The sequence below is a fragment of the Streptomyces sp. NPDC090088 genome, from assembly GCF_044747345.1.
GTDB lineage: Bacteria > Actinomycetota > Actinomycetes > Streptomycetales > Streptomycetaceae > Streptomyces.
Genome location: NZ_JBIVDZ010000005.1, coordinates 172832 through 185829 on the forward strand (window position 1 = coordinate 172832; position 12998 = coordinate 185829).

Consider the following 12998-nt stretch of genomic DNA (forward strand, 5'->3'; position numbering starts at 1 on the left):
TTCGGCCAATCTGAGCGCCTCGGAGGACAGACGACTGGGGGGGTTGCCGATGGTGTCGGACGAGGAAGCCGATGTGGTGGTGATCGGGTCGGGTATGGGCGGTCTCGCGGCGGCGCGCACGATCGCGCAGTTCGGCGGGAAGCGTGTCCTCGTCCTCGAACAGCACTACACGCTCGGGGGGATGACGCACGAGTTCTCCCGCGCCGGGCGCTACCGCTTCGGCACCGGGCTGCATTACATGAGCGCGAGCGCCGGCCCGTTCCTCGGGTTCATGACGGACGGAAGGGCGCAGCTCTCGCCCCTGCCGGTCGAATACGACGCACTGCACTTTCCGGGGTTCGATTTCTCGGTCCCCGCCACGAAGGAACGGTTCCGTGAGCGTCTGAAGGAACGGTTCCCTGCCGAGTCCGACGCGATCGACCGATTCTTCCGGACCACGCGCTGGGCCATGGCCGGGCTGACCGCGCGCAATGTCCTCGCCTCGTTCCCCGCCGGCGTACGGCGAGCGGGTGTGCCCCTCGTCGAGCGGCTCTTCCCCTCGGCGTTCCGATCGTTGCGGGAGCAGGTTGCCCGCAGTTTCCGCGATCCGCGTCTGCGGGCCGTTCTGGCCGCGCGATGGGGGCTGTACGGCACTCCGCCGGCATCGAGTGCGTTCGGCTATCACGCGGCGGTCCCGCTGACCTTCTTCATGGAAGGCACCGCACATCCCGTGGGCGGCCCGCATGAGCTCAACCGGGTCGTTCTGGAGATCCTGCGGCGGTACGACGTGGTGCTGCGCTCCCGGCAGCAGGTCCATGAAGTCGTCGTCGAGAGCGGCAAGGTGGTGGGCGTCGACGTCGAGGACACCGCCACCGGCCGCCGCTACCGGGTGCGGACGGACACCGTCGTCTCGGCGGCCGGAGTGCGCAACACGTATGCCCTGATCGGGAAGGCTCAGGAACTGGCGGAGCTGCCCGAGGAACGGTCGGCGGTCATGCTGTTTCTCGGACTGGACCGGTCGCCGGCCGAGTTCGGACTGCGCGGCGAGAACCACTGGTTCATGCCGGGTCTCGACGAGCACGACGGCGTTCGACGCCTTCCCGGGGAAGGCACGCTGTACGTCTCCTTCGCCTCGCTCAACAACCCGGCCGCCCGGTTCCACACGGTGGAGCTGCTGGAACTCGTCGATCCGAAGGTGGTCGACCAGTGGCGCGGAACGCCCGAGAACGAACGGCCCGACAGCTACCGGAAGTTCAAGGACGAGCTGACCGGACGGCTGATCGCCCGCCTGGAGGAACGCTGGCCCCGCTTCCGGGAGCGCATCGCGTTTGCCGAACTGGCGACGCCGCTGTCGTTCGAGACCTATCAGCACAGCGTGCGGGGATCCTTCTACGGGCTCGCGGCGACTCCCCAGCGGTTGCGTTCGGCGCGGGCGGGCTGCCGTACTCCGGTCAAGGGCCTGTTCGTGGCCGGGCAGGACGCCTGGGGTTCCGGCGTGGTGGGGGCGCTGGCGGGCGGGCTGATGGCGGCGAACGCGGTGCTGAAACCACGGCAGTTGGGAACGATGTGGCAGGCCATCCGCTCCGGCGGGGTGGCCCGCGACCCGGCCACGCCCTGGGAGGGCTATCTGCGCGTGGCCGGCATCGAGGTGCTGACCCCGACGGTCCGGAGGATCCGCTTCGAGCCCCTGGCCGGAGACACGATGCCGTTCGCGTTCGCCGCCGGGCAGTACCTGAAGGTCGACCTGCCCGTCGCCGTCGAGCCGATCGAACGGTCGTACTCGATCTGCAGCACTCCTGGGGAGAGCGGCTTCGTCGAGATCGCTGTCAAGCACGAGCCGGACGGGCTGGGCTCGGGGTTCCTGCATGAGGAGCTGGAGGCCGGGCTGGCGTTGCGCGTCAGCGGCCCGCACGGCGCGTTCACCTGGGAGCCGGGCCCCGTGGAAGGCACGGCGGACACCCTCCTGCTCATCGCCGGGGGCGTTGGGATCACCCCGCTGATGAGCGTCCTGCTCGCGGCCGCCGACGCCGGTCACACGGGGCGGATCGTCCTGCTGGCGAGCTTCCGGACCCAGGACGAGGTGCTGTTCGGGCCGGAGATCGAAGCGCTGCGGTCCCGGCTGCCAGGGCTGGAGGTGTCGGTCTTCGTGACCGACCGGAAACGGCGGATCGGTCTCGACGAGTTGCTGCCGTACGCGGGCCCGGCGACCCGCGCGCACCTGTGCGGGCCGGCCCCCATGATGCAGGACCTGATCGGCCGCCTCAGGGAACTGGGAGTGCCGCGCGAGGCCATCCGCACCGAGGCGTTCGTGTCGGGCCGGAGCAGGGAGACCCGCCGGGAGAAGGCGCACGCCATCGCCGTCGCCGCTGCGGCGGCCGGGGTCAGCGAGTTCATGATCGGCACGGTGGGCGGCGCCCCGGCGTTCCCGTGCGGTCCCGGGCAGTCGGTCCTCGACGCCGCCAACGCCGTCGGCGTCGCGTTGCCCCAGTCGTGCGGCGAAGGCGCGTGCGGTACCTGCCGGGTGCGGGTGCTCTCCGGCGCCTACGAGACCGACGACCGGGGGATGTTCTCCGCCGACGAGTTGGCGGCGGGCTGGCGGCTGGCTTGCCAGACGCTGCCCACCGAGGACCTGGTGATCGACCAGTAGGACGGGCCGGCCGCGCCCGCTGCCCGCGCCTGCCGCCCGCGCCGGGCCCGCCGTCCCGTCGCCGGCACGAAGGACAACGGCTTCTGACACCGGCCTGTCCGGTCCTGTGGCACTCGGCGCGTTGCCGGGCTGAAGAACCCGCCGCGATCACTGTTGCCGCCCCTGACCGTTTCCGACGGCAGCGCGGGCGACCCGTGACTGGGAATGGAAGAAGGAATGGCCTCCTCCGACGCATCTCCGCGTCTGCAGGTTCTCGGTCCGCTACGAGTCTGGCGGGACGGTGTGGAACTGGACGCCGGTCCTCCGCAGCAGGCGTATCTCCTCGCCGTCCTCCTCGCCCGTGCGGGCGAGCCGGTCAGCATCGGCGAGTTGGTCGACCTGATCTGGGCGGAGGACGTCCCGGCCTCGGCGGTCAACATTCTCCAGAAGTACGTCGGCGCCCTGCGGCGGCTGCTGGAGCCGGCCTTGCCCGCGCGCGAACCCGGCTCGTACCTGCAACGTCGCGGGAGCGCGTACCTGTTCGTGGCCGCCCCCGGGACGCTGGACGTCGTCAGGTTCCGTGAGCTGGTCGAGGCGGCCGAGGCCGGCGTCGCGGAGCAGCGGCCGGCTGCGGCACTCGACCGGTACTTGGAAGCGGTGGGCCTCTGGCACGGCCCGGCCGGGGACGGGGTCGCCTACGGTTCGACCGGTATGGCGATCTTCGCCGGACTGGACGACGAGTTCCGCCACGCCTGTGTGGCGGCGGCCGAGTTGGCGACCGGGCTAGGCCGGCCCGAACGGGTGCTCCAGTCCTTGCACATGGCCGCGCGGATGGCGCCGTTGCACGAGCGAGTGCAGGCGAGTCTCATCGCCGCCCTGGCCGCCGCCGGCCAGCCGGCCGAGGCACTGTCGGTGTTCCGGACCGTCCGCGCCCGGCTGGCCGAGGAACTGGGCGTCGACCCCGGCCCGGGACTGGTGGCCGCTCACCTGGGGGTGCTGGAACGGGCACCGGCCGAGGAAATGCCCCTTGAACGGGAGGACTTGCCCCAGGAGCGGCCGGCAACACCCATCACCGGACCCGCCACCGGCCCCATGACCGAGTTCACCACCGGGGCGTCGGCTGACGACCGGCTGGTCGGCCGGGCCGAGGAACTGGCGGTGGTGCGGCACGCGGTGGAATCGGCATTCGCCGGATCGACGGGGCTGGTGCTCGTCGAAGGAGAGCCAGGCGTGGGCAAGACCCGCCTGCTGGAGGTGGCCGGCGCCGAGGCGAACCGGCAAGGCGCGCTCGTTGTCTGGGGCCGCTGCCTGCCGGGGGACGGCACGCCGTCGATGTGGCCGTGGGCCGAGGTCATCGGCGCCCTTCTGGACGAAGTGCCGACCGCGGCGCGCGAGGACTGGCAGGCGGGCGAACTCGGTCGTCTCGTGACACCGCGCGGCAGCGGCCGTACGACGCCGGTCCTGCCGGACAGCGGCGTCCGGTTCCGCCTCTTCGAGCAGGCCGTCGTGCTCGTCCGCCAGGTAGCGGCGCGGCGCCCCGTGGTGCTCGTCGTCGACGACCTTCAGTGGGCCGATGCCGCCTCGCTCGATCTGCTCGGCCACCTGACGGCCCGGCTGCCGGGCGGCACCGCCGTGATCGGGGCGCTCCGCGACCGCGCGCCCGTGCCGAGCCCGGAACTGGGGCGGATGCTCGCCGCGGCGAGCCGGCTGCCCGAGCATCGCAGAATCCCGCTCGGCCCGCTCGGCCCGGCCGAGGTGGCCGAGCTCGTCCGCCGTGAGACGGGGCAGGACCCGGGCCCGGGTACCACCCTCCTCATCCACACCCGCACGGCCGGCAACCCCTTCTTCGTCCGCGAGCTGGCCCGGTTTCTCGCCGACGGCGATGTCCTCACGGAGGCCGGCGCGGCCCGGACCGCGGTACCGGCCACCGTCCGGGACGTCGTACGCGACCGGATGACCGGACTGAGCGCTGACGCCGGCAGTCTGTTGCAGATCGCCGCGCTGATCGGCCGTACCGTCGACCTCGCGCTCCTCGCCCGCACCGCCGGTCTGGACCACCGGACGTGTCTGGACCGCCTGGAGGCGTGCGAAGGGCTGGGCCTGCTCGAACCCTCGCCCGGCGACCCCTACTCGTTCGGATTTCCGCACGACCTGGTCCGCGAATCGGTGGCCGAGACCATATCCCCGCCGCGCGCGGCCCGGCTGCATCTGCTGGTCGCCGACGCCCTGGAGCACAGGGCCACGGACACCGAACTGGTGGCCGAGCGCCTCGCCCATCACCTGTGGTCCGCCGGACCGCTCGCGGATCCGGCCCGCACCGCGACCGCGCTCGTCCGGGCCGGCCGCTGCGCCGCGGCCAAGCTGGCGCTGGAGGCAGCCGCGCGCCGGCTGTACTCGGCCGCGCGGGTCGCACGCACAGCGGGCCTGGCGGAGCTGGAGCTGGCTGCCCTGTCCCTGTTCACCGCGGTGGACGGCATGCGGGCGGGATACGTGGGTTCGGCGGTCGATCTGCTGGAGCGGGCCGAACACCTCTCCCGTGGACTGGACCGGGAACGGGAGGCCGCCGACTTCCTCTTCTCCCGCTGGGCCGCGTACGCCCAGGGCATACGGCTGGACCGAGCCGGCCGGCTGGCCGGCCAGTTGCTGGCACAGGGGGAGGCGTCCGACGACTCCGCCGTGCGCGCCTACGGCTGGTACGCCTGGGGCATCCACCAGTGGGGCGTCGGCAACATCGGCGAGGCATACCGGTACCTGAGCCGGACCGACTGGAACGTTCTGGACGACCTGGCCCACCACGAGGAAGACCCGCTACGGCGCGATCTACGACTGCTCGCGGCCGGGATGCTCGCGATGACGACCGCACTGCACGGGGACGTCGACGGGGCACTGGCCCAACTCGCCACGATGGAGGCCGCCGCAGGAGACGACCCTTACGCGATCACGGTCTGGGCGGCGTACTCCGCAAGGGTCGCCGCGTTGATCGGCGACCCGGCGCGGGCGCTGCACGCGGCCGAGTGCGGGATCGACGTGGACCCCGCGTTCTCGTTCGGCTTCCTCGGCGCCTACCAACGGCTGGCCCGCTGCTGGGCGCGCGCCGTCACCGGCGAAGACCCGGTCGGCGCCGCCGCGGAGGCGCAGGATCTGATCGTCGCCTCGCTCTGCGACCCGCCACGCTCGGGCCTGGCTACCTGGTACGGACTCCTCGGCGAGATGTGGCTGGCAGCCGGAAAACTGGACGAGGCCGACGCGGCGCTCGACCGGGCGGACTCGGCCATCGAAGCCTACGGCCAGCGCTACGCCGAAAGCCTGCTGCTCCTGCTCCGGGCACGGGTGCTGCAGGCACGCGGCGAACCGGTCGCCACCGTCCGGGCCGTCGCCGAGCGAGCGCACGCACTGGCCGTCGTGAGCGAGGCCCACCTGTTCGCCCGCCGCGCCGACGAACTGTTGGCCGAACTCGCGGACAACACGCGCCGCTGACAGCCGGGTTCACGACGTCGACCGCCGCTGGGCGACGCCGAACCGCACCGGGTCCCTTCAGATCGGGAACCTGGTTCCGCCACCACAGCACCGCCCGGCGGTGGCCCCGGCTGATGGACCCGGGTCGCAAAGCAACCGTAAAGTGGCTGTGCCGCAGCCGATTGGGGTCGGCCCGTGAGTGGGGGTAGGGGTGGGCATGGCTTCCTCGGGCGGACATCTGCGCCTGCAGATTCTCGGTCCGTTGCGGATCTGGCGGGACGGTGTCGAGCTGGACCCCGGGCCCCGGCAGCAGTCGTATCTGCTCGCGGTGCTGCTCGCCCGCGCGGGTCAGCCGGTCAGTACGAGCGAGTTGGTCGATCTGATCTGGGGCGAGGACGTCCCGGCGTCGGCGGTGAACATTCTTCAGAAGTACGTCGGCGCGTTGCGTCGGCTGTTCGAGCCTGTGCTGCCCGTCCGTGAAGCCGGATCGTTCCTTCAACGCCGTGGCAATTCCTACCTTTTCGCCGCCGGCCCCGCCATGCTGGACCTTGTCTCCTTCCGGGAACGCGTCGCTGCCGCCAGGGTTGCGGCGAATCGGCAGGATCACGAGGCGGCCCTCGATCACTTCGTGGAGGCGCTCGGGCTCTGGCACGGTTCGGCGGGCGACGGCATCGCCGAGGGGACCAACGCCACGGCGGTGTTCGCCGCGCTCGACAACGAGTTCTACGACGCGTGCATCGCGGCGGCGGAGCTGGCGGTGTCGACGGGGCGGCCGGAGCGGGTGCTGGTGGCCCTGCGACTGGCCGTGTCGATGGGACCGTTCAGCGAACGTGTGCAGGCCGGTCTCATCGGCGTTCTCGGTGCTGCCGGGCGTCAGGCGGAGGCGCTGTCGGTGTTTCGTCAGGCCCGTGACCGGCTTGCCGAGGAACTCGGGATCGGCCCGGGTCCGGTGCTGGAGGACGCACACCGGCGGATTCTCGCCCAGCCCCCTGCGCCGCCGCCGGCGCGGGAGGCGGACGAGGGGGCCGGGCGGTCCTCGGCGGCCGTCTTGTTCGGCCGGAGCGAGGAACTCGCCGTGCTGCGGCGCGTGGTGGAGCGTGCGCTGGCGGGTGACACCGCGATCGGTGTGGTCGAGGGCGAGCCGGGTGCGGGCAAGACGCGGCTGCTGGAGGAGGCCGCCGCCGTGGCGGAGCGGCTGGGCGCACTGACGGTGTGGGGTTCCTGTCTGGAGGGCGAGGGGACTCCGGCGATGTGGCCCTGGGAGCAGGCGCTGGGCCAGGTGGTGCGGAGTCTGCCCGCTGCGGCGGGCGAGCGGTGGCTCACCGGCGGGCTGGGCAGTCTGCTTGCGGCGCGGGACGACGCTTTCCGGGAACTGCCGGACGGCAACGCCCAGTTCCGGCTGTTCGAACAGGTCGTGGCCCTCGTCGGACGGGCCTCTGCGCGGCGGCCGACCCTCCTGATCCTCGACGACCTCCAATGGGCCGATGCCACCTCCCTGCGTTTGTTGCAGCATCTGGCGGGGCGGTTGCCCCAGTCCACCGCGGTCATCGGCGCGCTGCGCGACCGCGCCCCCGCACTCGGCCCCGGCCTCTCCCGGGTGCTGGCCGCTGCGGGTCGGCGGCCCGGTCACCGCAGGTTCCGGCTGGGCCCGCTCGGTCCGGCCGAGGTGGCCGAGCTGATCCGCCACGAGGCCGGGCAGGATCCCGGCGACGCCGTCGCCCGTGCCATCCACGCCCGTACCTCCGGCAATCCGTTCTTCGTCCGTGAACTCGCCCGGCTCCTCGGCACGGCCGGCGCGATCGGTGACAGCGGCACCTCTGCTGCGGCCGGGGTTCCCTCCACCGTCCATGACGTCGTGCGCGACCGGATGGCCGGGCTCGACGACCGTGCCCGTGACCTGCTGCGGGTGGCCGCGCTGATCGGCCGTGACGTCGACCTCAGGCTGCTGTCCCGCGCCACGGGTGTGGACGTCGCGGACTGTCTGGATCGCCTGGAACCGCTGTATACGCTCGGGCTGCTCGAACCCGGGCCGCGGGACCCGTCCTCGCTGCGCTTCGCGCACGACCTGGTGCGCGAGTCGGTCTCCGGGAGCGCGACGAACGGGCAGGTCACCCAGTTGCATCTGCGCGTCGCGGACGCGCTCGAACAGATCCACGCCGACGACGAGGACGTCGCCGAACGCCTCGCCTACCACCTGTGGGCCGCCGGCCCCCTCGCCGAGCCCGACCGCACCGCGGAGGCGCTCATCCGCGCGGGGCGCCGCGCCGCGGCCAAGCTCGCGTTCGAGTCGGCCGGCCGGCAGCTGCGCTCCGCCGTACAGGTCAGCCGGGCCTCGGGACTGATGGAGCTGGAGTTCTCCGCCCTCACGCTCCTCGCGATCGTCGTCCGACGGGAGTCGGGGTACGACACCTCGACCGTCGATCTGCTGGAGCGGGCCGAGTACCTGGCCCGCACGCTCGGCCGGGAGTCGGAAGCCGCCGACTTCCTCTTCATCAGGGTGATGGGCGCCTACACCGCCATGGAGAAGAACCGCGGGCAGTTGGCCCGTCGCATCCACGAATTCGGCCAGGCGTCCGCCGACCCGGTCGTGGTCCGCTACGGCCGGCATCTCTGGGGCCTGCACCAGTGGGACATCGGCAACATCGGCGAGGCGTACCGGTTCTTCATCAAGGAGGACGCCGTCGCCGCCGACGGCACCGTCCTCCCGGACGAGGAGACACCGCTGAGGCGGGACGGCAGCGTTCCCGGGGAAGGTCCCGGCTGGCGGGCCGTCGTGACCGCACTGCACGGCGACGTCGACGCGGCGCTGGCCTCTGTCGCCACCTGGGACACCCCGGAGGATCCGTACGCGGCCTCGATCTGGGCCTACTACACGGCCATGATCGCCTCCATGGCCGGGGACGCCGGCACAGCACGGCGGGCCGTCGAGCAGTGGATCGCCACCGACCTCGACCGGCTCCGCACCCTGGCCGACCACTACGTCCGGCAGTACTGGTGTTGGGCACGCGCCCTCACCGGCGAGGACCCGGCCGGCGCTGCGGCCGAGGCCGAGGAACTCCTGACCGCCCAGCTGCTCGATCCACCGCAGTGGGGCATCGCCTACCACTACGCACTGATCGCCGAGATGTGGCTGGCCGCCGGATCGCCCGACCGGGCCGACGCCGCCCTCGACCGTGCCGACCAAGCCCTGTGGGACTACGGCCAGCGGTTCGCCGAAGGGCTGATCCTGCTGCTGAGGGCACGCCTCCTCCAGGCCCGGGACGCGCCCCCCACCGCTGTCCGGGCCGCAGCCGAACGGGCCCACGCGCACTCCACCGCATGCGAGGCGCACCTGTTCGCCCGACGCGCCGAACAACTCCTCTCAGGAATCGGAGACCACGCATGACCGCAGGCGCTGAGGAACAGGGTGGGCTGACATCACTGGCCCGTGGGCTCTCGGCACCGAAGGGCTTCGTCGACGCCAGCCTGGCCGCCCCGGTCCCCGGAACCATCCGCCTGCTGGGCGGCATCCCCGCGCCCGAGGCCCTGCCCGTCGGGGCGATCGGCCAGGCGGCGGAGCGGCTGTGGCGGGACCCCGACGCCTCGGTCGCGAGCCTTCAGTACGTGCCGGCGCGCGGGTCCGCCGAGCTGTGCGACTGGATCGCGAAACGGGAGGGCGTCGACCCGAGCCGGATCGTGGTGACGAACGGTGGCATGCACGGCCTCGCCCTGGCGGTGCTGACCGTGGTCGAGCGCGGCGCCACCGTCGCGGTGGACGATCCGGTGTTCCCGGGTTTCCCGTGGGCTCTGGAGATGGTGACGACGCGGACCCTGCCGGTACCGGTCGTGGCCGACGGCTTCGACGTCGAACACCTCGCCCGGCGGCTGGCCACCGGCACCCGGATCGCCGCCGCCTACACCGTGCCCGACTTCCACAACCCCGCCCAGGTCAGCCTCTCGGCGCCGAAGCGGCAGGCACTGATCGAACTCGCCGAGCGGTACGGCTTCTACGTGATCGTCGACGATCCGTACCGTGAACTGCGCTTCGGCGGCCGGGGCCAGGGTGTCGAGGTCTTCCACCGGTCGGATCGGGCGATCCACGTCAACACCTTCACCAAGACCCTCGGCTCCGGCTGGCGCGTGGGCTGGCTGGTGCTGCCGGAGCACCTCGTGGACCCGGTGATCCGGCTGCGCAACCGGCTCGACGTCCACACGTCCTCGGTGACCCAGGCGATCATCGAACGGCTGCTCACCGAGGACGCCCAACTTTTCGACCGGATCGTGCGCGGCGCCACCGCGCTGTATCAGGAACGTGCCGGTGTGCTGATCGATGCCCTGAACGAACAGCTCCCGGGCGCCTTCGACATCGTGGCCCCCGAAGGCGGGCTGTTCCTCTGGCCGCGGCTCACCGACGACGCCGTGGACCCCGCGGCGCTGTCGCGGCGCGCGGCAGCCCACGGCGTGCTCTACCAGCCGGGCGAGTACTTCGCGGCGGACCCCCGGCAGCGGTCCTCGGACCGGCACCTGCGGTTGTCCTACAGCGACCGCACCCCGGAGGAACTGCGGGAGGCCGTACGCAGGCTGGCCCTGGCCTTCTGACCACGCACGCGAGCAACGACAGTCCCCTGTGGCAAATTTCCCGGAAGGCTGCTCATGACGAACGTTCGGCTCCCCCTGCGCGCACTCGTCCCGTTCGCCGCCGGTTCGATCGGCATGGGCATCTGGGTCACCGTGCCGGGCATCTTCCTGCTGTACTTCCTGACCGATGTCCTGGGCGTGCCCCCGCAAGTGGCCGGCCTCGCGCTGCTGCTGCCGAATGTCGCCGACATCGTGGTGCACCCGTGGGTGGGCCGACTCTCCGATGCCGGCCTGGCCCGCGTCGGCCACCGCCGGCGACTGATGCTGGCCGGCTGCGTCGTGGTGCTCGCCTTCGTGGCCCTGTTCGCGGTGCCGTCGGACCTGCACGGGACGACCGCCGCGCTATGGGTCTCGGTGGCGCTGGTCGCCGGCAACCTGCTCTACTCGTGCTACCAGGTCTCCTACCTCGCCACACCGGCCGACCTGGGCATCGGCTACCACGAGCGGACCCGCCTGATGGGCTACCGCAGCGTCGTGATCATAGTGAGCGTCCTGCTCGCCGGCGTGGCCGCGCCGCTGGTCGCCGGCGACGATCCGGGCGTCGGCGACTACACGGGAATGGCCCTGCTGCTCGGCGCGGTCATGCTCGCGGCGCTGCTGGTCGGCATCACCGGCGTCGCCCGCCTCAACCAGGCCGCGCCGGGCACGCCGACCCAGCCGGGGCACCGGGGCGGGCTGCTGGTGGCGCTGCGCGACCGGCAGTTCCGCGCGCTGACCGCGTCGTACCTGACCGTCGCGATCACGATGAACCTGGTCCTGGCCGCCATGCCGTACTTCGCCGAGTACGAACTGGGCCGCTCCTCGCTCACGCCCGTGCTCATCGCGGCGTTCATGGCGCCTGCGGTCCTGACCACGCCCCTGTGGGTACTGGTGGCCCGGCGTCTCGGCAAGCAGCGCAGCCTGCTCGCCGCCCAGTCCGCGTTCGTCGCCGGCGCGTCGGTGCTGGCCCTGGGCGCCTCGGCCGGCCTGTCCCTGCTGCTCGCGGCCGTGGCGACGCTGGGCGTCGCGTTCGCCGCGATGCAGCTGATGCCGCTGTCGATGGTGCCCGACGTCATCGCCGCCGCCGGGCCCGCCGGCACCGCCAGCGCGGGCAGTTACACCGGCGTGTGGACCGCAGCCGAGGCCACCGGTGGCGCGTTGGGACCGTACGCGTACTCGGCCTGCCTCGCCGCAGGCGGGTTCGTGGCCACTACCGCGGGCGAGCACGCCACCCAGTCTCCCGGCGCACTGGCAGCCGTCCGCTACGGCTTCACCCTGCTGCCGGCCCTGCTCATGACCATCGCCATCGTGCTGCAACGCCGGTACACCCTGGACGAGCGCGCCCACACCGCGGCGCCGCGTGCCGTCGCCCAGGGAAAAGCGGTGGGGTAACGGAACTTGTAGTGAAGCGGCCCCTGGAGGGCGCCCGGATTCGTGTTCAGTGCCCGTCAAGTGACCGGTCCTACGCTGACCCGCGTTCATCAGCGAGAACACCGGATACGAAGGGTACATATCGATGACGACAACTCGCCGGGGCCTGTTGGCCGGATCCGCCGCCGTCGTGGTGGGCGCCGCACTCGACGCGCCCGCCGCGCAGGCACACACCGGAAGCGGCAGCGGCCAGAAGCCCACCGTGGTACTTGTGCACGGCGCGTTCGCCGACGCCTCCGGCTGGAACGGGGTCGCCTCGCGCCTCATCCGCGACGGCTATCCGGTCGTCGCACCGCCCAACCCCCTGCGCAGCGTTGCCTCCGACTCGGCCTATCTGGCCGGCATCCTCGCGACCCTCAGCGGCCCGCTCGTGCTCGTCGCGCACTCCTACGGCGGGATCGTCGTCACGAACGCGGCGACCGGCAACCCGAATGTGAAGGCGCTGGTCTACGTCAACGCCTTCGTGCCCGACCAGGGGGAGACCCTGCTGGGCCTGCAGACGAAGTACCCGGGAAGCAGACTCAGCGAGGAGGCGCTGGACTTCCGTCCCTACGGTGAGGGCCTCGTCGACGGCTACATCAAGAAGGAGTGCTTCCACGACGTGTTCGCCGGGGACCTGCCGAGGGCGACCGCCGAGCTGATGTGGGCCGGCCAGCGGCCGGCGGACGTGCGCACCCTCGGGGAGCCGTCCGGCGCCCCGGCCTGGAAGACCATTCCGTCCTGGTACCTCGTCGGCCGCGACGACCAGGTGCTGCCCCCGGCGGCACAGCGGTTCATGGCGCGCCGGGCCGGCGCACACACCTTCGAGGCCGACGCTTCGCATGTCGCGATGATCGCGCAGCCCGCGGCGACGGCCGCCCTCGTCAAGCGCGCCGCGCGCTGACACCACCGAGCCGACGCAGCCAGGAGG

General features: G+C 72.2%; 6 protein-coding genes. All 6 read left to right on the forward strand.

The genetic code is table 11. The features are described 5' to 3' along the window. Positions 1-49: 49 nt before the first annotated feature. The 6 genes from ACIPSJ_RS24745 (at position 50) to ACIPSJ_RS24770 (ending at position 12971) form a co-directional block, all read left to right on the forward strand. On the forward strand, positions 50-2626 hold the full coding sequence (locus ACIPSJ_RS24745; RefSeq protein WP_401348916.1) for a 2Fe-2S iron-sulfur cluster-binding protein: 2577 nt from the start codon (positions 50-52) through the stop codon (positions 2624-2626). A gap of 216 nt (positions 2627-2842) precedes the next feature. Then, positions 2843-6082 carry an ATP-binding protein gene (locus tag ACIPSJ_RS24750; protein WP_401348919.1) on the forward strand — a complete coding sequence of 1080 codons (3240 nt, stop codon included), beginning with the start codon at positions 2843-2845 and terminating at the stop codon, positions 6080-6082. Positions 6083-6278: 196 nt separating this feature from the next. Then, positions 6279-9446 (forward strand): ATP-binding protein, encoded by a 3168-nt coding sequence (locus ACIPSJ_RS24755; protein ID WP_401348922.1) that lies wholly within the window; start codon positions 6279-6281, stop codon positions 9444-9446. Beyond that, positions 9443-10639, forward strand: a complete 1197-nt coding sequence (locus ACIPSJ_RS24760; RefSeq protein WP_401348925.1) for a PLP-dependent aminotransferase family protein — start codon at positions 9443-9445, stop codon at positions 10637-10639. Before ACIPSJ_RS24755 ends, ACIPSJ_RS24760 begins: the two co-directional genes overlap by 4 nt. A gap of 54 nt (positions 10640-10693) precedes the next feature. After that, positions 10694-12049 (forward strand): MFS transporter, encoded by a 1356-nt coding sequence (locus ACIPSJ_RS24765; RefSeq protein ID WP_401348927.1) that lies wholly within the window; start codon positions 10694-10696, stop codon positions 12047-12049. A gap of 124 nt (positions 12050-12173) precedes the next feature. Continuing rightward, positions 12174-12971 carry an alpha/beta fold hydrolase gene (locus ACIPSJ_RS24770; protein WP_401348929.1) on the forward strand — a complete coding sequence of 266 codons (798 nt, stop codon included), beginning with the start codon at positions 12174-12176 and terminating at the stop codon, positions 12969-12971. Positions 12972-12998: the final 27 nt, after the last annotated feature.

Excerpts from the sequence above, each read along its gene's own strand:
- ACIPSJ_RS24745 (WP_401348916.1), top strand. The coding sequence starts at position 50 with ATGGTGTCGGACGAGGAAGCCGATGTGGTGGTGATCGGGTCGGGTATG.
- ACIPSJ_RS24750 (WP_401348919.1), top strand. The coding sequence starts at position 2,843 with ATGGCCTCCTCCGACGCATCTCCGCGTCTGCAGGTTCTCGGTCCGCTA.
- ACIPSJ_RS24755 (WP_401348922.1), top strand. The coding sequence starts at position 6,279 with ATGGCTTCCTCGGGCGGACATCTGCGCCTGCAGATTCTCGGTCCGTTG.
- ACIPSJ_RS24760 (WP_401348925.1), top strand. The coding sequence starts at position 9,443 with ATGACCGCAGGCGCTGAGGAACAGGGTGGGCTGACATCACTGGCCCGT.
- ACIPSJ_RS24765 (WP_401348927.1), top strand. The coding sequence starts at position 10,694 with ATGACGAACGTTCGGCTCCCCCTGCGCGCACTCGTCCCGTTCGCCGCC.
- ACIPSJ_RS24770 (WP_401348929.1), top strand. The coding sequence starts at position 12,174 with ATGACGACAACTCGCCGGGGCCTGTTGGCCGGATCCGCCGCCGTCGTG.